This window comes from Fuerstiella sp., assembly GCA_022447225.1.
Taxonomy (GTDB): domain Bacteria; phylum Planctomycetota; class Planctomycetia; order Planctomycetales; family Planctomycetaceae; genus S139-18.
In genome coordinates this window covers 1-22,789 of sequence record JAKVAZ010000004.1, presented here as the reverse complement: position 1 = coordinate 22,789, position 22,789 = coordinate 1, and the positions used below count along the sequence as shown (strand labels likewise).

Below are 22,789 nucleotides of genomic sequence, written 5' to 3'. Positions count from 1 at the left end.
CGCGCTGTCCGAGCTCTTTCTGATTACCTGTTCCGGTACACGCCTGTCGCCGAAAGACGTTTTGTTGTCAGACGACATCTGATTCGGCAGTGCAGGTATAGACATTCTCTGAATTCTTGTATGGTTTTGTTTGCGGTGCCAATTGTGGCTAAAGGATCGATGTCAGCATGTTGTGGGAAGTAGAGATTCTGCCGGCAGTGACCGAGACTGACCACGAAGGTCAGCGGGTTCTGGATGACGCGAAAAGTCTGGGAATCCAGGGACTGACTGCTGTGGGCTCTGCCAGATCCTTTCTGGTTCAGGGAGACATCGATCAATCACAGATCGCTGAGACGGCGTCAGGACTGTTGTGCGATCGTGTTGTCGAGCAAATGAAGATTATCCCGCTGCCGAATGCGTCCGCAGATCACGGCAGTGACTGCATCAATGTCCTGCTTCATCCGGGCGTGACAGACAGCATTGCCCGAAATGCGGCGGACGCCCTGACTCGCCGCAGTTTAAATGTGACAGCCGTGGCAACGTGTCGCAAGTATCGACTTACAGGTGAACTCAGTGAAGGTGATCGCAGCCAGCTTGTTTCACGAGTGCTGGCAAATGATGCGATTGAATATGTGCTGGAGGGACCTTTGCAGCTCACGGATCTGTCCGTCGGCAGCAGGTATGAATTTCAGAAGGTGTGTATTGCAGTTCGGGACATGGATGATTCGGCACTTGAACGTCTGAGCGATGAAGGACAGCTGTATCTGAGCCTGGTGGAAATGCAGACAATTCAGGAGTATTTTCGCTCGCTCGGACGGGATCCCACCGACATCGAACTTGAAACACTTGCGCAAACATGGAGCGAACACTGTTCTCACAAGACGCTTGGCGGGCGAATTCACTATCGTGAGCACTCCGAAGGTGAAATATTACGCGAAGTCCGATTCGACAATATGCTGCAGGAAACGATCTTTCGTGCCACACAGCAGATCCGCGAACGACTCGGAGAAAGCGACTGGTGCGTGAGTGTCTTTCGTGACAATGCCGGTGTGGTGAAATTTGACGACCAGCAGAGCGTGTGTTTCAAGGTTGAGACACACAATCATCCGTCTGCTATTGAGCCGTACGGCGGAGCCAACACGGGGCTTGGTGGAGTGATCCGCGATCCAATGGGCACCGGACTGGGCGCCCGGCCGGTTTGCAGCACCGATGTCTTCTGTTTTGCCCGACCGGATTTCCCCGTGGACCAGCTCCCCCCGGGTATTCTACATCCGCGGGCTGTGATGCAGGGTGTCATTGCGGGGGTGCGTGACTATGGCAACCGCATGGGAATTCCTACGGTCAATGGAGCCGTTTATTTCGATGATCGCTACCTTGGGAACCCGCTGGTTTACTGTGGCAATGTGGCGATGATTCCCAACGGCAAATGTGAAGGGCACATGCAGCCGAACGATCTGATTGTGGCGGTGGGAGGACGGACAGGCCGGGACGGGATTCACGGAGCAACTTTTTCATCTGCTGAGCTCACGGAAGACAGTGAGTCGATCAGTGGAGGTTCCGTTCAGATCGGGAACCCGGTGGTCGAAAAAATGGTACTGGACGTACTGTTGCAGGCACGTGATCGCGATCTTTACACAGCAATCACCGACTGCGGAGCCGGTGGTTTCAGCAGCGCCGTCGGCGAGATGGGTGAAGCGACCGGGGCTGAGGTATGGCTTGACCGTTGCCCGCTCAAATACTCCGGCCTGTCGTACACGGAAATCTGGATTTCAGAAGCACAGGAACGGATGGTTTTGGCGGTACCGGAATGTCATCGTGATGAATTTCTGCAACTGTGCGAATCAGAAGGTGTGGAATGTACGGTCATCGGCCGGTTTACGGATACACAGGAGCTGGTATTAAAATTCGGTCAACAGGAAGTGGGACGGCTCGGGATGTCATTCCTTCACGACGGTCGGCCGCCGGTCATTCGAAATGCTGAGTTCGAGATTCCGTCTGAAATGCCCTGTCCCCTGCCCCGGAGAAAACGCTGGGATGAGGATCTCAAAGCCATTCTGAGTTCAATGAATGTGGCCAGCAAGGAATGGATCATTCGTCAGTACGATCATGAAGTACAGGCCGGCAGTGTGGTCAAGCCACTGGTTGGCGCCGCAAATGACGGCCCCTCAGATGCCGCAGTTGTGCGTCCCGATCTGGCATCATCACGCGGGCTCGTCATTTCCTGCGGGATGAATCCTCATTTTGGTGATCTTGATCCCTGGTGGATGGCCGCTGCAGCGATTGACGAAGCGGTTCGGAACTGCGTGGCGGTCGGTGCAGACCCGGATCGAATCGCGATTCTGGATAATTTCTGCTGGGGAAATACAGAACGGGCGGAGACATTGGGAACGCTGGTACGGGCCGCCATGGCGTGTCATGAAGTATCCGTTGTTTTGGGGACACCGTTTATCAGCGGAAAAGACAGTCTCAATAATGAATTCTCGTGGGACGACGACCGTGGAGAGCGTCAGACAGTGGCCATTCCGTCCACCCTGCTGATCAGTGCGCTCGGTCAGGTTGACGATGTTCAACAGTGTGTGACGATGGACCTGAAGGAAGCCGGAAATCGATTGTATCTCGTCGGAGAAACTCACGATGAGCTTGGTGGTAGTCATCTTTCTCTGGTGAACGGGCTGTCCGGAGGCTTTGTTCCACGAATGTATCCTGAACAGGCTCTCTCGATATTTCGAGCAGTCCACCAGGCCATTCACTCAGGAGTCGTCCGTAGTTGTCACGATCTCTCTGAAGGAGGTCTGGCGGTTTCGGCTGCGGAAATGGCATTTGCAGGGGGCTTGGGAGCCAGGCTTTCTCTTTCCGGGATCGCCAGCCATCTGGAAGACGCTGTCACCCTGTTCTCGGAAAGCAATTCACGATTTCTCATGGAAGTCCCGATATGCCATGCTTCAGAATTCGAGTCCCACCTGTCCGGGATTCCTTTCAGCAGTATTGGCGATGTAACGAACACTGACCGCCTGGTTATTGAAAACGAATCCGGAGTTCCACTCATCGACAGCACACTCGCGGCTCTGAAGCGGGCCTGGCAAAGCCCTTTTGGTCAAATGTAGTTGCCACGTGACGATCTCAGTCGCCCGGCAGGAGCCGTTCGGGGCTTTTTGCTGTCGCAATAACGCGTCGACCGGAGACTTGCTGTCGAAATCTACTGTGGTTCGACGAGCGATGGTCCCTGTTCAGGTGAGTCGAGTGCATTGTCGTATTCTTTCAGCAGTTCGCCGGCTGTACTACGAAAGAAGTCGCTCATGGGGATGACTGCCGGCCCCGGCAGAAACATAAATACCGTCGGTAACAAACACAGGATAGTCGGGAACAGCCGTTTCAATGAAGCCGCGTTTGCGCGGAGATCAGCTCGTTCACGATTTGTGTTCCGCATAATGCCACTGTAGTTCGTGAGAGCCTGTGCGACGCTCGTTCCGGTTTGCACGAGTGGATCGGATGACATCGCTCTAATCCTGGAACCGGAATTACCTCAGCTGTTCAGATTTCCGGCCATTCAGCTCTCCTGCGAGTTGTGTTTTTCTGCGAAGTTAAAAGAATCAGAGCAAACTATATATTCGGTAAGCGGGACAGACAGGGCATTCACCCGCTGACAAAAATTTAATACTCCATACTCCATACTCCAATGTGCAAATCGTCGGAATTTCTAGAGGACTGTCTGAAAACAGCCTGTGACGCAGCGCAGCAGGCAGGAAATATTCTGCTGGACTGGCGCGGTCGCTTTTCTGTCCGTGAGAAAAGTCGGGCGAATCTTGTGACTGAAGCTGACGAGGCGTCGCAGCAGGCAATTTACGATTACATTCATGAGAGGTTTCCGGAACACGGGTTTCTTGGTGAAGAAGGCCTTGAGGAGAACCCACGAAATTCTGAATTCCAGTGGGTCATCGATCCTCTCGACGGAACATCGAACTACGTCCATGGTTTCCCTTACTACGCGGTATCGATTGCACTGAAGCGAAAAGAGGAACTTCTGATCGGTGTGATCTACGATCCAAACCGGCTGGAAATGTTCACGGCCATTGCGGAAAGTGGAGCGTTTCTGAATGGCGAGCCTATCTGTACGAGCGGCGAGTCTGAATTGAACCAGGCGATGGGCATGGCCAGTCTTCCGGTAGCAACTGATCCCAACGATCCGGCGGTCCGGCGGTTTCTCACAGGGCTGCAGCATCTGCAGACAGTTCAGCGAACCGGGTCTGCCGCACTCAATCTGGCAGCTGTGGCCGCCGGTCGGGTCGACGTGTTCTGGTCGACGAGTCTGCATCCGTGGGATGTGGCGGCCGGAGTTTTACTGGTGATCGAAGCAGGCGGAACCGTTACAAATATGGCAGGCGACAGTGTCGATATAATGGTTCCATCGCTTGTTGCTGCCAGTACCAGCAAAATCCGGCAGGATCTCTTAGACGTAATGAATTGAGCAGCACACCATTCCTAAGTCTTCTCTATGGTCTGCGTGCCGGATAAAATCGTGCGTTGCCCGGAGTAGAACCGCTTGGTGGTTCCTGTCTTCTTTTCTGCCGTGGACCAGTGGACTTATGAATCGTCCATATATTGTTCAGCGACCTGCTGTCAGCCGCGGGATACTACCCGTTGTTCTGACGTTCAGTATTGCTGGAGTGCTGTATGGTCAGGAACCATCGACGGCACCGGATGAACTCCCTCAGGGCCAGATCCTGATACGTCGGGATGATGGCAGAACAGTCCCTCTTGATGATCTGATTCCGTCAGAAAAAGTTGACCGTATCCTGGAGTCTGTAACTGCGCAGCTAAGTGTCCGGAGCTTCGAGTTTGCTGATCTTGATGCGTTCGGAACAGTTCAGGACGGACTTGCGAAGATCCATGTGGATCTGAAAATTAAGGTTCACGCTGACGACGAATGGGTTCGTGTTGATGTGGGGCTGGGATCCTGGGTCCCCACCAGTGCTGTACACGGTCCGGAAAATCTGGATTTAGAATCGCGATTCCTTGGGAGTCCTTCCAGTGCCTCCGACAGTCATCAATGGCTTCTGAAAGGACGCGGACGGCACGAACTGTCACTGGATCTGATCGGAGAAGTTCGGGATCAGGAAAAGGATCGACATCGATTGAAACTGTCCCTGCCCGATGCGATGACGTCAGAACTGGAACTGACATTCGATCAGTCCGTCGAACGTATAATTGACAATGCTGCTCATTCACGAAGATCCACTTCATTCGGTCAGCCGATGACGGTCAAATTCTGGGGGCTTCAGTCCGAAACTGAAATCAGCTGGCAATCGTCGGACCTGAGTGGAGACAACGTCACGGTGATGAGCGCACCCACCCCGGCATTAATGGTGCTGGATCTCTCCAGCAGTACACCGGTACTTGTCTGTGATCAGACAATCGATATTACGGAGGGTGCGACAGATCGACTCCAGGTCCGGTTGCCACCTGGCTATGGCGGAGTCGATGTTACTGCGCGGGATGAAGACAGCACCCTCATTGTACGGACGGACAATGTTTCGATGACTGAATCGGGATCCACTGCGGATATCGTGTTTGCCAGGCCCGTTCGTGGACGTATAGACCTGCATTTTGAACTTGCACTGAATGATACCACGCCCCGGATTTCTGTGTCTGTTCCCGACGTTGTCGGGATCACTCAGCAGTCAGCGAAGGTTGAGATCCGAATTCCACGAGGTCTGGAAGTGGATATCGTTCCGGCCGGACATACACGTCGGACGCGAGTTGAGTCAAATTCAGATCAGCGTAATGAAGCCATCGCTTTCGATCTGCTCTCCACGGAAGCCCGACTGAGACTGGACGTCAATACTGTTGAAGCGAGTTTCGCTGTGGCACCGCGTCTGGAATTCTCAACCGATGTCCGAACTCTGCGACTGTTGGCAAAATTTCCTGTGAATGTCAGTCTGGGATCACTCGACGAATTGCGAATTGACTGGAAACAGCATCTTCAAGATGGATGGCAAATTGAAACCGGATCCATCTTCCTGATGGAAGATGACGGGAAACGCAGCAGGATCCGGTATGAGCAGACAGAAGATGAAATCCAGCTTCAGCTGGGGAATGTCCAGTCAGGACAGTTTCTCGTGGAGTTTAAAGCCTTTCGAGGTCTGGACGAAGGCTCCAATGAAACCGACGTTACATTTTCGCTTCCCGACATCACAGCGTCCGATGCTCATCCAACAATTGTGTCTCTGACCGAATCTGATACCTATTCACTGTCAATGACGGATACGCTCGGCAATAACGCATTTTCGTTTGTGCCGCCTCGGCAGTTGCCGGGACAGGAAAACCTGCAGCGTGTTACCGTATGGCGAGTCAACGAATCAGGTCGTTCTGTCCGAATCCGTCAGTTACGCCAGACTCAGGAAGTCAGTTCGCGGGCCGTCGTCGCACTGGAAGCAAACCAGGACAGTATTTATGTCTGTACAGAACTGACGATCAACGTTCGTCACCGCGATCTTCAAAAGCTGACATTCACCGCACCCGACGGAATCGATCCGGTACTGCAGCTCATTGGTCGCGCAGCTCCGGAACCACCGGGAGATGTGGATGGCGATCAAATCACGTGGCAGCTTCCGGAACCAATCCGCGGGGAGCACAAAGCGACCATTAAATATTTCTGGACGCCTGCCGCGGAATCCGATGACTATCAGCTTCCTCTGGTGCTGCCCTCCAGTGGTGTCGATTCGATAATAATTGGTACAAATGCACCGAAAGTTTTGAGTGTGGTGCAGGACGATTCACTTTATCGGCAGTTCTCTTCGGACTTTCGGACGGCATGGTCCACGAAGGAAATTCGCAGATACGTAAGGTTGCGCATTCCTGAGCCACTTCTCCATCGGCAGATTCATGAACCTTTGATTTGCCTGGTCCAGACGTATATTGGTTCGGCGAACGTGACAACGACTACCACTGTCATCTACGAAAAACCACCCGAAGCAGTAATCTTTCAGGTTCCGGTGAATGTCGGCGTGAATGCTCGGGTAGACGGAATCGAAGTTAATGTCCCGCGCATCAGCGCGGACCGGACAGATTCAGTTGAATTGAGACTGGTTTCTGTCGCTCAGGAATTCTCAGATGGTCCGGTGCGAATCAGTCTGGTCTGCAGGACTCCCAGAGACCCGCATCACCATCTTCTGTCGAGACAGGAGACCAGATATGCCCGAGTTCATGATGCGCCTGGCTGGTTAACAACTGTCTGGTTGGTGGGTACATCCGATGACAACCGTCTGATTTCGCTTGATACACACCAACAGTCAGTTTTGCCTCAGGGAATAGCGGACGTTCTCCTGTCGGCTGCGACCGATCGCGGAGAGGACTCGGTGGAATCACTTTTTGCCGGGTTTTCTGATGAGGTACGCATGCATGTCCACCGACAGCTGAACGATGCTTATTTCAGGCAGCAGGCCTCACTGGCGTTTATCGGTGGACCGAGACTCCGGACTCTCAGAGTCATGATTTATTCCCGGGCAGTGGCGTGGGTCGTGTCAGCCGGTCTGGGTGTTCTGTTCTATGTCACGCTTGTAACTCTCCGCGGGCATCTGCAGCTGTTGTCTGCGGTTATGATTCCAGTCTGCGCTGTCATGTGGGTGGTTCTGCCCCAACAAACTCTGGCATTGCTGATGCCGGTTTTGACAGCTGTTGTCCTTGCTTCAACTGCCTGGGGCATTCGTCGGTTAATGGTGCCGTCCGGAAGGTCGCGCCCCCGCCGGCGACGTGGAAAGTCCATATTTTCTGCAGTTTCGCGTATTCCTTCGAAGCCGGCGGCATCGCGTGAACTGGTTCCTGCGGCTCCAACTTCAGAGCCCGAACCTGCTGTTCCCTAGAACTACTGATGACCGGTGTAAGACGGTCAAGATTCGTAAGCGTACCTTAAAATGAAAATTGCTTCCGGCATTACCTCAGGCTGCCTGATTTGTATTGCTCTGTCATGGGGAGTACCGTCGACAGCTCAGGACAATGTTTCCAGTTTAGGTGACATTACCCAGGCTGCCGGTTTGGAGTCTGCAGATTCGGTAGGTGACGATCCCTCTGCTGTTCAGAGGAGTCCGTTAAGCATTCGGGTGGTCAGTGATGGATCCGATACAACGAACCCCGATACGTTGCAGATTGTCCCGGTTACAGCTGACACGATTCAGCGGGCCGTTGATTCCGGAGAGTATGTCCTGTTTTATCGAGCCAATCTGCATCGCTTGTCTTCGAATGGACAGGTGCGGACCGGCATCGAGCTGCCATCTGTTACGGCAGCCGCTGCGGCCCGGTATAGCGCTGTACTGACTGATAACTCACTGATCAGAGGTACGCTTCACCTGCAACTTAACGCGTCAAAGGATGTCAATTCCCGTGTTCTCGGGCAAACGAATCTGAGTGAACTTGAATTCCAGGTCGATGGACGTCCTGTTGCTTCCGCGGCACTGTCCGATGGTCGTTTGTCATTGCTGCCGGATGGTGAGATTACGGAGCTTGAAGCTACATGGTCTGCCAGGGGTGTCCGGAACTCAGACGGAATTCTGTTCGAATTGCAGTTGCCACCCGCGACGGTGACTGAGTTACAGGTTGAGACAGCCGCCGATATTCACATCACCAGTCCAAACGCAGTCGTGTGGTCAGAATCAAATGCAGGTAGATTGACGTGGTTTCTTTCTCCTCGCAGCAGCCACACAGTAACCTTTCTTTGCCAGCCTGTGTCAACGGCCGCGGATTCATACGAGATGTCTGCTGTTGCGGTTGATACGACGCTCACTGTTGCCGGTAAAACCATATTTGCGGAATGGACTTTCGTGGTCCCTCCGGAACTGGATGATTCATCCGCAACTGTAACGTTCAGTGGCAATTGCCACATTACAGATGTCGCCAGTCAATCGGGGCGTCGTCACATCTGGAGACTGTCCGGGGAGTCGAGTCGCCAATTGATTGTTTCGGGACTCAGGGCCGGCGGGACGGTTGTTATTCATGGTTCTTCGGATGCGGAACACCACGGAGGTCTGGTTCTTCCGCTTTTGACGAAGGCACAGCAGCAGTTATCGGAAGACACGGGACCTGTACTGCCGCTGAGGTCAACAGGACTTCGGTTAGTAGTTACTCGGGGACTTGCCGTACGCCGCCTCGATCTTGAAGGACTGTATCAGCAGGATGTCAGTTTTAACTCCGCTGGTGAACAGGTCATTGAATTGCGACAGTTGGATGTTGACGCATCGGGGGCCATTCATGTGCTACCGTCAACCGCACCCCTCCGCCAGAAACTGCTGATTCATCGGCATCCGGAAACGCCTGAGCTTGTCACGGTGTATGCTGAGTTGGAACCATGCAGCGATAACGATGATGTTTACAAAGCTGAGTGGGATATCTCAGGACCGTGGCGCCCGGTCAGCGTGGACGATATACGGACAAATTTGCCGGTCTACCTGCGCGTCCGACCGTCCGACGATAGAACGAGCGATCAATTACAGATCGAATTCCGCTCTGCGGCCACATCCTTCCAGCCAGCGTGGTTAAGAATTGAGTTTCGCTCCACACAGGCTGTTACACCACTGAAGTCGTCGCTTCCGGTTTTGGTCAATGACGAATATCCGACTGTGGGTAACTGGATACTGGATTCAGACGCCGTCCCGTTTGCGACAAACGGTCCGATGAAGGTTGTCACGGATATTGCGGCAGAGCTGCAGAATGAGTTCGCCTGGACAATGCTTGACATCTCCGAGCCGGAAGAACTGCAGATGACAAAGACAGATCGTCTGCTGCCGGTGTCAGCCGATCCAGTGGTGTCGCAGACTGTCATTCAGGATGCAGTGCTGAACTACGAGTTGCAGTTAACGGAAATTCAATTGATTGAAAATCTGCAGATTCGACTGGATCCAACTGAGCAGCTGCCCGGGGCCGTTGTTTTGGTGTTTCCTAAAGGAATTGATCTTAAGTCGGACGGCCCGGCCACGACCGGTATCTTGTCCAAAACGGGAAGACTCACGAATGACCAATGGCAGGAATGGTTGCTGAGTTTTCCGGCTACGCGAACCGATGACTCGGTGCATACCTTTAATCTGCGTGCCGTTCGTCCGCTTGCCAGTGCTGAATTTGCTGCCATCCCTCGACTGCCAAATGATTCCGGAGTGTCACTGACTGTTCGGAGTAGCACAGCCACCGCAGGCGAGTTTGCAAACATTGCGCTTGTCACCGGAGAGCCGGACAGTAGTGATTTTGAAAGTCTTGTTCTTCAACCAGGCAATCCGGTGATGGTCCCGAAGTTCGGGAGTCAGTTTAGAATCCGGTTTTCCCGTACAAGTGACAAGAAGCCGTTTCTTGGTGTTCGCGGAACGGCCTGGTTCGCTGCGTCGCCTGAACCTGACGGTGAAAAATGTGAGTGCTTTGCAGACTTGGTCGTCAGTCGAACGGGATCAGTTGAAGCGGAATACATGGCTGTTAAGTGGGCAGAAGCCACCGATATCAGAATATACATTGATAATCAGCCGGTCATCTATCCGGTTAAGGAATCTGTCACACGGATCTTACTGCCGAAGAATCAAACAACTACAGGTGTCCGTATCCTTTGGACGAGTCCCCTGACAGAGACTGGAAGAGTCATTCGTTCCGGTACCATTACCCTGCCCACGTTTGAGTCTGATGTGAACGTCGATCTGGCACATATCGTCCAGTTGCCGCCGGACGTTTATGCATCGTCTTTATCAACGTCCGGTATTTCAGATGGTTCGAATTTGGGAGTTCACGACTGGTGCCAAATAGTGACAGAGAACACACCAGTCAGGGATTTTATGATGCGTTGGCGTCTGGCAGAACAGTCGGGGGCGGCGAGAACTTTTTGTTCAACTGAAAACGGGCAGATCCACGTGAGTATGGTGTCACGTCGGTCGACGTACTGCGGGGCGATTCTGGTGTTCTGGTGTGTTGTTATTGGAAGTCGATTTTTTGCACGGCTGCGGCTGCGAACGGTCGCAGTTCTGATGGTGACAGGAACCGTGCTTTCAGTATTCGCAGGACCGCTGGGTTCCTCGTTGTTGTTTGGATCGAATTTTGGGTTAGCGGTTTGTCTTCTGATTCGTAAGTGTTGGCAACCGGCGAACAATCCCGGCAATCAGGTACTGCCGGAAGGGGACCGGCATCGTGCTGTGGTTTCGATACCTTCAGCGGCCTCTGCTGCTATTGCGCTGCTGCTGACCGGTCAGACACCGTTACCTGCGGACTTGCCACCGGTTCTGGTGAATGAAGAAGTACAAACGACCCTGCCCTTTGTTTATGTTCGCAGGAATATTCTGCCGGCAGTAGAGGGTGTTGTGGAGGCAGATGTCCGTGTTCTGGGTGTCGAGGCTCATGTACGTGTCGAACAGGAAGGTGGGGCCGAAATCACGGTCAACGCGACCGTTGCCAGTCCTTTGACTGGTCATGCATCAACATTCAGCCTGCCCACAGCATCCGCAACGTTGACGGATTGTTCACTGGATGACGTACAGGTTTCTCCGTCTCGTGGGCCGCGAGGCAATCCACAGCTGGTCATCCCGGTACAGTCCGATGTCAACGAATCCACAACCGCTGAAAACGGCTGGTACCGCCACACCATCAAATATACTCTTCGCACGAATGTTAGACCGGCTCCGGGACACTATAACATTCGTGTGCCCCTGCCGTTCTCAGTCCGCAGCCAGGTGACGTTGGAAACAATCGATGATCAGGTACTGACAGCCGGTCTGGTTGAGCCATACGGGATGCTGGCTGTTCCGGAAGCATCGGGACTGGTCGAATTTCCGCCACAATACAATCGTGGTTCACTTGATATCAGCATCGAAACGCGAAACTCTCAGTCTAAATCTTCGGAAGTCGCATGTCTGGCAACAGTGATTTGTCGAGCGGAACTTTCCTACTCAGAGACAAAGCTGATTTGTCGTTATCAACTGACGTCCCGGCAGCAACTACCAACAGAACTCATTCTATCGCCTGTACCCGGGTATGAGCCTGTTGATGTTCTGAGTAGAGAGGGTGTTCCGCTGCAATTGGCCCGGATTGACGGGCGTCAGGTTGTTCAGGGAAGTCCGGACCAGCTTGCGGATTTTCACGTGTCCTGGGAAGCGAAAAATGCAGAGATGACCGTTGACAGACTGATTCCGGCAGCCGCACTGCACGCCCCTGAAAGATGCAGTGTTCGGCGAATTCTTATTGGGGTAGAAGCTTCGAATCCGCTCGAAGTTGAAGCCGTTGCGATTTCGGGACAGAAGCTGATTGAATCGCATCCCGGCGAGGAAGAACGGAAATCACTTGAATTGACACGGACCGACGAGGTGTATGAAATCGGATCGATTCCCGATGACATACATCTGAAGCTGAGAATGCGCACCACACGCCAAACGGCTCAGTTGACCAGCAGGATCACTGCTGATGTGGACGAAATCAGCTGGTCGTGCCACTGTGACATTCAAACGACAGGTCCGGAAATATTCCGACAGTGCATTCAGGTTCAGTCGGAATTTCTCGTTGATCAGGTAGATGTATCGTCAGGCGATGCCAATCGCCTGCGTTCCTGGTCATACCACGACGGGTTGCTGCTGATTTCTTTTCGAGAAGGCACGCGAGGCAGCTTTGAGTTGGTTTTTGAGGGGACGATGCCGGTGCCGACGGGGGGAAAACTCCAGGTGACTCCGGTTCGGCTGGAGGCCACCGAAGTGCTGAAATCCACGGTGTCACTCTTATCAACCAGCGAGGCAACGGTGACTCTGGAAACTGCAGACGGACCAACACTGAATATTGATGCTGAACGAGCAACGGTCGTCGATGAAGACGGGGTTCTTAAACTTAACGTTCGCAGACAGCAATTGACTGCAGCGAGAATGCTGGTACTCACTCAGGATCATGCCTTGAATCGGGGCGCTGATGTTGGCATCCGGATCAGGGCCGGCGACCAGGGATGGTTTGGAAGAATTCGACTGCCCGATTCACTCAGACATAATTCGGCTAAGTGGATCATTGATGAAACCGTTACGCCGTTGACACTCGAAGGTGCCGAACTGCCTGCAGTGCGACTGACGCCTGGACAACAGGCTATGCTGATACTCACGGAGGTTTCGGTTATTGCCACCGAAACGGCACGACGAATTCCTCTGCCAATTGTGGAACCGAAGGTTCCGATCGACAGTGTGCTGGTTTTCGGACAGCAGATGAGTTCAAAAACATCCGACCGGTCTCGTGTCACCTGGATGACGGAGTCAATGGAGAGTGATAGTCCGATCTTACCTCTTTCCGGATGGAGTCAGCTTGGTGGGCCAGACCATTATGATGCCCCGGATAATTCCGTTCGTATTGACTTGATTCCCCCGACGAGACCTTCCGCAGCCATCAGTATCGTCCGGCAGCCGGAGCAAAGTGTAGCAGTCACCACATTATATCCGGCATCAGACATCGTGTCCGGGATAACTGATATTCTGGTGGAATTTGGAGAGGCTGATGAGTCTCGTTGTGTGATTCCTCAGGGCTTGAAGATTGTTAGCTGTCGACTGGACGATGTTGAATTGCCTTGTGGTGCGGATCCGAACATTATTGAAGTCAAACGTCAGTCGGCAGTACAGCGACTGAGGATTCACTGGTTGATCCGTCGGCCAGGTATTGGTGTTTTTCCTCGTGAACTGCGTCTTCTGGTTCCTTCACTGGCTGCAATCCGGCAGAAGGTGTTTCTCACGATGCATTCACCTGCTGATCAGGTATGGTCTGTGGATCACTCGTTGCTCCGGGTGACTACGGCACAGCTGGTGGCACAGGTACTGGCCACATTTTCGGTTTCACATTTGCCCGATGATGCAATCACCCAAACCAGAGATGTCCGGACGGCTAAAACGGTATCCGGATTTCTTGAAGACCGACAATTAACAGTTTCAGACGATGTTCAGCTGTTCGAAGTCATTGCTCCGGCGGTGATAATGACTCGCAGTCGGCGTCGACTACCCTGGCCTCAGCTGCTTCCGGTGATTGGGTTGTGCTTTGTTGTGATCGTTAGTGGAGGCCATCGGATCTTTCGGTATCGGGAGGGAGAAGCTGCAATTACCGGCGTCCGGGACTCATCCGATACTTCTCAAACACGTTCAGACACAGAGTCAGCTTCCGACAGCGATTCCTCTGTATCAGGGGAACAGCAACGTCCGGTCTGACTGTCTGACAGAATGCAATGCTTTTTGTGCAACGTGGTTTCGTACGGGATGGGACGCAGATTCATGTCCATCTGATGACGTAAGCGACAGCTGCCACAGGATCGTGGTTATTCCGGCCAGCGCACAGTAGCCGGCGAACCAGTGCAGACGATCAGCCGTCACAATTGTCAACAGCCAGGACAGTGTTGCTATTCCGACCAGGAATGCCAGCAGAGTTCCCAGAGCCACTGGAAGCAGATTCGCTTCGACGGAGGTTTCTCCGGTAGCCAGGCTTTTGGCTTTAACGAAGGCTGCGCCGGCGACAGCGGGGACCGCGATCAGAAATGAAAACCTTGCTGCCTGTTCGCGATTCAGTCCGCAGGCCAGTCCGGCGGCAATCGTACTGCCGGATCGTGAAATACCTGGAACGATAGCAATTGCCTGAAACAGGCCGACAATCCCGGCTGTTGAAACGCTGAGTTGTCTTGTTTGCTGCTGCTGACGTTGAAGTTGTCGTCCTGCCACAAGCAGGACGGCCGTTACAATCAATGCTCCACCTGCCGGTAACGGTGTGTTAAACAGTGAATCAACCCGATCATGCAGAAATATGCCCGCCATGCCAACTGGAATCGTTGCCAGTACAATGAGCCCCATCAGGTGCTTGTTCTTTACAATTCCTGACAATTCGCTGCGATAAACAACCAAAATTGAAAGTAGTGTGCCAAAGTGCAGCGAGACGGACATCGTCACTGATTCTGTTGGAATTGTCGTCCCACTATAGTGTTTGAGCAGTTCATCCACGATCACAAGATGTCCGGAAGAGCTGACAGGGAGGAATTCCGCAATGCCCTGCACGATCCCCAGTATCGCTGCATGAAAGTATTCCATCATTGTTGAGGACCCTATCGGAGTGTCTGCAGCAGCATCCAGCCTGCAATCTCATCGGCCAGCTCAATACCTGGAATGTCAGCTGAAGAAGGACTCACGACAACGGTGGCTCCGGCGTTCTGCAGTGCTGCAACGGCAGCTGTCGACAGTGCTTGGGACTGTTTGTCGCTATCGTTACGAAAGAAAAGTAATGACGAATTCTTTTGGTAGACGTTTTGAAGGGACACTCCGACGATCAGTGGTCGGCATCCAAGAAATATCGCATGTCGCATTTGGGGCAGACGCGGATCCAGAAACAGCTGAGTGACAAACTCTGCGTGAGACTGACGTGTGAGGAGAGCGATTCGATCCGGATCAATTGTTCCAAAATTCCCTACAACGGCCATCACACTTCCGGGTACGTTGAACGTATCCATTGGAACTGCATCGTCATGATATACGACCGCCAGTACCATTTGGTACTGCTGACACACTCTGCGCCAGTCCTGTACGAGTGTTTCTGTTACCGGTGGTCCGTCATGAAGCATGATCACGACACCCGGTTCAACTCCGACCAGGCGTTTTTTCGGTCCCAGAAGCCAAACCTGTCCGCCCTGGCTGAGACTGACAACGGATTGTGTCCAGTCAGGTGCAGTGGCATCAGCCGGTACAATCGTCTGAATGGCAGCAAGTTCCTGTGTCAGCAGTGAAACGTCCCGCTCCTGCGTGCTTTCGGCCACAATCGATACTGTCCGAATTTTTCCTGACCGATCGGCCAAAGCAAAGGTAAGTTGATGTGTTGATCCTGCGGTGACTTCCTTCAGAACATCTCGGAATTGATTAAGGTGACCGACTTCAATTCCATCCACCTGAGTCACGATGCAGCGGGCCGGCATTCCGGCAGCGGAAGCGGGTGAGTTGCCGGGAACTCCCACCACAACCCCCTGCTCCTCCTCATTTCCTGCCGTTGTCAATGCCAGCACTCCCAGCCACCCGCGTTCGGGGACGGAGACCTCGTCTGACAGTGTCACATCGATGTGTCTTTCTTCGCTGCCACGACGCACGATGAATGACATTGAATTTCCTGCCCAGGCGCTCCTGAGAATACTTTGGAATATTCCCGCACGTTGGAGTTTGTGACCATTTACGGACAGGATCTGATCTCCAGCTTTTATGCCTCCGACATCAGCCGGTGAACCTGGATGTATATTTTTCACCTCAGTCTTTGCAGACAGTGGGTTAGGTGTAGCAAGGTTGATTCCTAGGAATCCATGCCTGCGGTCGATGCCCGGTCGCAGACGTTGAGCACTGTCCAGAACATCTTCGGACGGAATAGCGAATCCAATTCCTGAATCGTACCACTGTACACCGGCAGCAACGCCGGTCGACGTATTTCCCGGAGCCAGTGGAACAAGAATCCCGGACACACGTCCATCCATGGCGAGTAATGGCCCGCCGTAGTTGATCGGTGAGACCTTTGCGTCTGTCTGGATCGCCAGGCCGTGAATTCTGTTGACAGCACTGATCACTCCCAGGGATGCAGACGGTTTCGAAGAGTCATAGAATCTTCCGACTGCAACTGCCCACGCACCGACAGAGGGATTTTTCAAAGCCCAGGCAGGGGGAATGAGTTGCCGCGCACTCGTTCGAAGCAGTGTCAATTTACGGACATGATCTGTTGCCACGACCTCGGCACTGTGGCGCCGGCCATCGCCGGTACTGACAAATACAGCAGAAATTTCACTGCCAAAACAAAAGCTGCTTGAGATAATTTCACCATCAGCGGAGACCACAACTCCCGTGGTCACCCGCGAAGCAATTTTTCCGGAACGATCCGGAGTGCCGACGATCTGAATACGTACGACAGAGGGGCTGACCTTTATGATTGCCGACCGAACTGCCGAACCGAGTTGATCGGCCGCACAGTTCGGCAGCGTGAGTGCCGCAATTCCGAGAATCATCAGATTTTGTCGGGTCAAGACAGTCTTTTTAGTTGGTGCAGGTTCGGAAAAAGTGAAGCGGGTGGCACGTTGTCACCGGGATTGTCGAGCGCATACACATATGGACTCCCATTATTAGTGTATCGAGGAAAATGGTCTGAGGTAAGTCCGCCAAATCATGGAAACCAGAGCAACAGTGAGTCTGGTGTGGACTGCGTCGTTTTTTTTTGCTCCTGATTCAGCGTATGTGGCATGAGCCAACATAGCTGGTACATTACGTGGTGTCTGAGGTGCCACAGGTGACCCCGGATCCATTTCAGTCTGACCGAATGCCTGGAAGATTCAGCTAAGACCCGATGCCAATGACTCAACTTGAATTTGACGATATTGAAGCGATCAATGAGTTTGCAGCAAACACTCATGATTTCGGTGAGTTTGGTCAGTCGATGGATGTCACACAGGAAATGATCAATACCTTTGCCAATGTGACAGGTGATCATCAGTGGATCCATGTTGACACTGATCGTGCGAGTACAGGTCCCTTTGGTGGTACGATTGCACACGGATTTCTGACCCTCAGTCTGGTACCTAAACTGGTTCTGGGGCAGCTTCCGATCGTTGGTTGGCGAAATATTGTCAATTACGGAGCAGATACACTGAGATTCGTGGCGCCGGTTCCGAGCGGATCCCGCGTTCATGCACGTGCTCGATTGTTGAAGGCTTTGGAAAAAGATACAGGAACGCTCGTGAAAACGTCCGTCGCGGTTCATGTTGTAGGAGAAGATACTCCGTCCGTGCTGTATCGAATGCTGACGCTCTACATGCGGTAATGGTTCCCCGCCAGGGGCGAACCCAACCGCAAGCAGTTCTGTCCTGGTACGACAGGCCGGATGTTCTCCGGAGGGTGAATGGACTGAATTTTTTCATTATACCACTCTGCTGATATTGAAACCTGGTCAGTTTCCATCGCACCACAGCTTCTATGTGAGTTTCGGAAGTCTTTCGGCAACTCAGTTTCGCAGGAACAGAAACCAGCAGTCTGGATCCTGTTCTGCCAGGTGATTCCGGTCAGCGTATCCGGGATGTAACGTATCTCGATTTTCGAAATTCTATCAGCCAAACCTGGACAGATCTAAGATGCAGGACATTCAGACGCGGCGCAATATCATCAAACTAACGGCAGCTGGTGTGCTGTCAGGCGGGTTAACGGCAGAAATTTCGCATGCCGGCACAGGTCGTAACGATGCTGCAGAATTGTCTCCTGATCAGCTTCGCAGACAGCTGGTGCAGTGCCTGGGTGGACCGTGGCCGGATCCATGTCCGTTGAGACCACAACTTCGTGAAACAATTCATAAAAATGGATATCGAATTGAGTCGGTTACGTATGAGGTTGAGCCAGGTGACCGGGTTGCAGCGTATCTGCTGATTCCGGACGGTGTGGATGCCGAAAATCCGGCTCCCGCTGTGGCGGTCTGGCATCAGCACGCAGGACAATACGAGCTGGGAAAATCCGAACCTGCGGGATTCGCCGGAAATTCCATGCATCACACGGGAGTTGCACTCGCAAAACAAGGATACGTTACGCTGTGCCCGGATGCACTGTGCTTTGAAGAACGTCGGGATCCAACCGGCAGGCTGCCCGGAATGAAGTACGAACGATTTGAGTTTTTGCGATACATCGTTGACGGACGTTGTATGGCGTGGAAGAACATCCTGGATATGCGTCGCGCGGTCGATTTTCTGTGTGAAAGGCCGGAGGTCGATGCCGATCACCTGGGTTGTTACGGCCACTCCATGGGGTCTACTCACACTTGGCTCGTGGGACCTCATGAACCTCGCCTCAAGGCACTGGTTAGCAATTGCTGTCTGCCAACCTATTCGGCTATCCACGACCACCATCTGCTGCATTGTTTTCCCAACTTTGTGCCAGGCTGGTTTCGGTACGGTGACACTCCTGAAATCGCTTCACTCATTGCTCCTCGAGCGTTGCATCTGAATCTGGGTGAGAACGACACGGGGTCTCCGATCGAGCATGCCCGCGAAGGAATCCGGCGAATTTCTCAGGTCTATGCCGATCAGGATGCATCGGCTCAGTTTAGTTCATACATTGAAACCGGTGCCGGTCATGTACTCTCTGAAGCGATGTGGCAGCAGGTTCGCAGATGGTTTGCACAACATCTGGACGGGTAGAAAGACAGGCGTCGACTGCCGCCATCTTTGACGACAACCCCGGTGGATTGCCGAACCGCTAAAGCCGTCATATCCGTTACGTCGATGACTCACACAGATTCACTGCTACCGCAAAACCGTGGGAACAACACCGGCAGAATCTGCCGGTCAGACCTCGCAGCGAAAGACGTTGAATGTCGGCCATTCGTACGGCAGAGAAGTTTCGCCTGGGTTTCATGGCGGCACTTGAAGTGGACGGTCGAGGCCACGTGGGTGGGCTGCTTGTCACCAGCCACAACGGTCGGCCACTCGAATTTCAGTGCACCACTCCGGTCAAACCCGACCGCACCCAGGAAATTCTCTACGGACGGGCACTCAAATCCTGGCTTCTTGGTGAACTGATCGGCAGTACACTGTTGCAGCGAGTTGGAATTAAGCCGGATCTGGTGGTTGTTCGTGATGAAGAAATGCTTGAACTGCGGAACCACACTGAAACACCCGTCGCGTATCTCAGCGATACTGCTGCGGCCGGTGCCACAATAACCCGGATGATGGGCGGAAGGTGCCTGCACTTCCACAGTGATCACACCGCTGATGCGGACCTGCTTGAGGGCCGGATACATCTGGTACCCGATCAGGCCGATCTTGAAGAGCCTATGGAACGTGTCCATGCAGCTCTGAGTGAAACCGTCAAATCGGTGCTGACGCGATGACTAAAGCAGGCACTCCAGGGTTGGCGGCGCAAAACGTTACATGCGCCAAAGTTGATTTGTCGCTGGATATTGACACCATTGCGTCTGGTTTCAATCCGGCCCTGCAGCGACTACCTCGACTGGACGTTCAGGCAGTCCCACTGGGGATGGAACCGGCTTTCGTGCCCTCGTGGAAACCGCGTAAAATTCCTGTGAGGTGTATAGGCCTGACCCTTCCGGAAGGAGCTGAATTCCTGCCCACGGGAGATGTGACTGAAACTGCCAGTGACGGAACAAACCTGCGCAAAATTGAATCCAGGAGAAATTCTACAACAGCATCATCCAACAGCCGCCAGCATAAACGTACGCGAGTAAAACCACCGCCGGGAGCTGTTTCGCTGCAGGATCGCCTGTTTTATCTGCTGCAGCCGCCCTTGGAAACATGGCTGGCGGGCCAGGAACTGATCATGCCGTTCGAACCGTTTCCTTATCAGTACGAAGGGATCGCATGGCTGTTTGCACGACATTCTGCTCTGCTGGCAGATGAGATGGGTCTGGGAAAAACAATGCAAACCATTACGGGGATCCGCCTGCTGCTGCGAGCCGGTCAGATCCGGAGGATCCTGCTGATTTGCCCGAAACCGCTGATTCCAAACTGGCAGCGTGAGTTCCGTATGTGGGCGGAGGAACTACCCGTCGTCACGATAGAAGGAAATTCCACTCGACGTCGTATGTTGTGGACAATGCCCGGGGTCCCGATTCTCATTGCAAACTACGAACTCATGACACGTGACCTGCCGGAAATACCTGACGAAGAGCGGCCGAAGTTCGACCTGCTCGTATTGGACGAAGCCCAAAGAATCAAAAACCGCAACTCGCGGACGGCTCAGGTTGCCCGAAACATCGAACGCCGTCGAAACTGGGCACTCACAGGGACACCGATTGAGAATCGTCCGGAGGAACTGGTTTCCCTCTTCGAATTTCTGGAAGTCGTTCCAAATCAAGCTGTTCCGGATTTGCGCCAATTGTCAAAACTTGCCAACGAACACATCCTGCGTCGAACCAAAGACCTCGTGATGACGGACATGCCGCCTCGCATCGACCGCGACGCTGAACTTCAGCTCTCAGACGCTCAGGAATCGGCATACCGTACAGCGGAAAAAGAAGGGATCGTGCAGCTAAATGATCTTGGGGACGCCATCACCGTACAGCATGTATTTGAACTTGTGCTTCGTTTGAAACAGATCACCAACTTTGATCCGCTGACTGGCGAAAGTACGAAGCTGGAACGACTGATGGCTGACATGGAAGAAATATCGGCCAGCGGCGGAAAAGCGATCCTGTTTAGTCAGTGGACCAAATCCCTTGACTGGCTGGAAACACGATTACAGCCATTCAATCCGTTGATCTATCACGGTGGTGTTCCGTCGAAAAAACGTGAGCCTATTCTGGACCAGTTCCAGCACGATCCGGATGCTCATCTGCTGTTAATGAGCTACGGTACAGGTGCAGTCGGACTGAATCTGCAATTCGCTGCTTACGTATTCTTATTCGATCGATGGTGGAATCCGGCCGTTGAAGATCAGGCGATCAACCGAGCCCATCGCATTGGCCAGCAGAATCCTGTGATTGTTACTCGATTCATCTGCGCGAACACAATCGAAGAACGCATCGACCGAGTACTGCGGGAAAAACGCGAACTGTTTGATTCGATTCTGGGGGACGGAGACAACGATGACGTGTCGCTGAGTCTGAATGCGGATGAAATCTTTGGTTTGTTCGATCTCAGGGCCCGCAGCGATGATGGCGCCCGTTCCATCGGTCCGACGCAATCTAACGCCGCATGACGGATGATGCCGTTATGGAATCTGAAGAGCAGCAAAGAGAAAATCAACACAGGAAACTACGCCGTTTTTCTGCCTGTTAAGTGATAGTCTGCCGTATTTCGTTCCAATGGCAACGTTGCCGTGTGTTGATGAGATACGGCAACTTTTGCATCAATCATCGCTTCGTATACCGACAGAAGACGGCAGTAACGGTATCCGGCAACTCCATCAAGAATTCCTCTGCGAAGCAGGTACATGTACAGAAATCGGAGCGTCGGACGAAAGGGCAGCCGAAAGGACAGTTGCTTCAATGCACGCCTTCTTCGTGTTGTGTCTGAAAGAGAGAACAGTCCTGCCAGATCCAAATTGACGGCGCCGTCCACCCTCAGAGCTTCCTGTGTCGAGTACCGATTATGTTTATCAAACCACTCGTCGAGTCCCTTTGAAAATGAATAATGCCAGTATGGGCTTTGCAGTGTTCCGATACACGATGGATCGAGATCCTCCCGTTGCCCGTGGCCAACCTGTTTGAATCGAAAACCGTCCTGTCGCCCCAGTCGCACCTGATACGTGGGATACATGCCAGAGAACTTAAGCCACTTTTCCATGAACATCATTTTGGATGGGATACGAAAAGCATCATATTCGGTTTCCTCTGTCTGCTCACAGACCTCACGTCGAAGCTCCTCTGTACAGATTTCATCCGCATCCAGATGAAGTACCCAGTCATGCTTAAATTTTATCCTGTCAAGTGCGTAGTTTCTTTGCCCTGCGAAGCTGTCAAAGGCTCGCTGTATGACCTGAGCATCCGCTGACCGGGCGATGCTGACAGTTGCATCGGAACTGAATGAATCAACAATATGGATGTCATCGCACCAGGAAAGTGCTGATAAACATGCGGGCAGATTCTTCTCTTCATCCAAGGTAAGAATAAGAACTGAGACACCTGCCATCGTTCAGGCCGCCTTTCGTTCAGCAGCGTCTTCCTCATTCTTCGCCGCGATCAAAACGGTGACAGGAAGCGATGAAATTGTATCGGAAGTCATACAATGCTTTTCAATATGTACGGATTCAGTAGCGGGGCTCAGCCCTGTACCAGTTACGCGGCACGGTCAGCAGTCTCTTCCGTATCTCTTACGATACTGCGTTTTTTGATCATGCGC

The 22,789-nt window shown here is 52.9% G+C and carries 12 protein-coding genes; 8 read left to right on the top strand and 4 right to left on the bottom strand.

Annotated features, from left to right (window positions below; all coding sequences use genetic code 11):
• Positions 1 to 167 precede the first annotated feature (167 nt).
• Positions 168 to 3,083 (top strand): phosphoribosylformylglycinamidine synthase subunit PurL, encoded by a 2,916-nt coding sequence (purL, locus tag MK110_03880; GenBank protein MCH2210416.1) that lies wholly within the window; start codon positions 168 to 170, stop codon positions 3,081 to 3,083.
• 92 nt (positions 3,084 to 3,175) lie between these two features.
• Here the strand turns inward: purL and MK110_03875 are convergent, their stop codons facing one another.
• Positions 3,176 to 3,475 (bottom strand): hypothetical protein, encoded by a 300-nt coding sequence (locus MK110_03875; protein ID MCH2210415.1) that lies wholly within the window; start codon positions 3,473 to 3,475, stop codon positions 3,176 to 3,178.
• 180 nt (positions 3,476 to 3,655) lie between these two features.
• On the opposite strand from MK110_03875, the gene MK110_03870 reads away from it, so the two are divergent.
• From MK110_03870 to MK110_03860, 3 genes are all read left to right on the top strand, one after another.
• Positions 3,656 to 4,444, top strand: coding sequence for an inositol monophosphatase (locus MK110_03870; protein ID MCH2210414.1), 789 nt, complete (start codon positions 3,656 to 3,658; stop codon positions 4,442 to 4,444).
• Positions 4,445 to 4,562: 118 nt separating this feature from the next.
• Positions 4,563 to 7,838: a hypothetical protein gene (locus tag MK110_03865; protein ID MCH2210413.1), complete on the top strand. Its 3,276-nt coding sequence runs from the start codon at positions 4,563 to 4,565 to the stop codon at positions 7,836 to 7,838.
• Positions 7,839 to 7,889: 51 nt separating this feature from the next.
• Positions 7,890 to 14,153 (top strand): hypothetical protein, encoded by a 6,264-nt coding sequence (locus MK110_03860; protein ID MCH2210412.1) that lies wholly within the window; start codon positions 7,890 to 7,892, stop codon positions 14,151 to 14,153.
• Here the strand turns inward: MK110_03860 and MK110_03855 are convergent.
• Together MK110_03855 and MK110_03850 are read right to left on the bottom strand one after the other, a co-directional pair.
• Entirely contained in the window at positions 14,127 to 15,023 is an 897-nt protein-coding gene (locus tag MK110_03855; protein ID MCH2210411.1) for an undecaprenyl-diphosphate phosphatase, read from the bottom strand. The two genes, MK110_03860 and MK110_03855, sit on opposite strands and share 27 nt — an antisense overlap.
• Before the next feature lie 11 nt (positions 15,024 to 15,034).
• The gene (locus MK110_03850; GenBank protein MCH2210410.1) at positions 15,035 to 16,978 is read right to left on the bottom strand and encodes a PDZ domain-containing protein; all 1,944 of its coding nucleotides are present in this window, start codon (positions 16,976 to 16,978) and stop codon (positions 15,035 to 15,037) included.
• Between the two features lie 323 nt (positions 16,979 to 17,301).
• On the opposite strand from MK110_03850, the gene MK110_03845 reads away from it, so the two are divergent.
• The 4 genes from MK110_03845 to MK110_03830 all read left to right on the top strand — a co-directional run bounded on the left by MK110_03845 (position 17,302) and on the right by MK110_03830 (position 21,647).
• Positions 17,302 to 17,769 carry a MaoC family dehydratase gene (locus MK110_03845; protein ID MCH2210409.1) on the top strand — a complete coding sequence of 156 codons (468 nt, stop codon included), beginning with the start codon at positions 17,302 to 17,304 and terminating at the stop codon, positions 17,767 to 17,769.
• Between the two features lie 307 nt (positions 17,770 to 18,076).
• Positions 18,077 to 19,129: a dienelactone hydrolase family protein gene (locus MK110_03840; protein ID MCH2210408.1), complete on the top strand. Its 1,053-nt coding sequence runs from the start codon at positions 18,077 to 18,079 to the stop codon at positions 19,127 to 19,129.
• A gap of 173 nt (positions 19,130 to 19,302) precedes the next feature.
• Positions 19,303 to 19,821 (top strand): hypothetical protein, encoded by a 519-nt coding sequence (locus tag MK110_03835; GenBank protein ID MCH2210407.1) that lies wholly within the window; start codon positions 19,303 to 19,305, stop codon positions 19,819 to 19,821.
• Positions 19,818 to 21,647 carry a DEAD/DEAH box helicase gene (locus MK110_03830; GenBank protein MCH2210406.1) on the top strand — a complete coding sequence of 610 codons (1,830 nt, stop codon included), beginning with the start codon at positions 19,818 to 19,820 and terminating at the stop codon, positions 21,645 to 21,647. Before MK110_03835 ends, MK110_03830 begins: the two co-directional genes overlap by 4 nt.
• A gap of 56 nt (positions 21,648 to 21,703) precedes the next feature.
• Here MK110_03830 and MK110_03825 read toward each other — a convergent pair whose 3' ends face one another.
• Entirely contained in the window at positions 21,704 to 22,579 is an 876-nt protein-coding gene (locus tag MK110_03825; protein ID MCH2210405.1) for a glycosyltransferase family 2 protein, read from the bottom strand.
• Positions 22,580 to 22,789 lie beyond the last annotated feature (210 nt).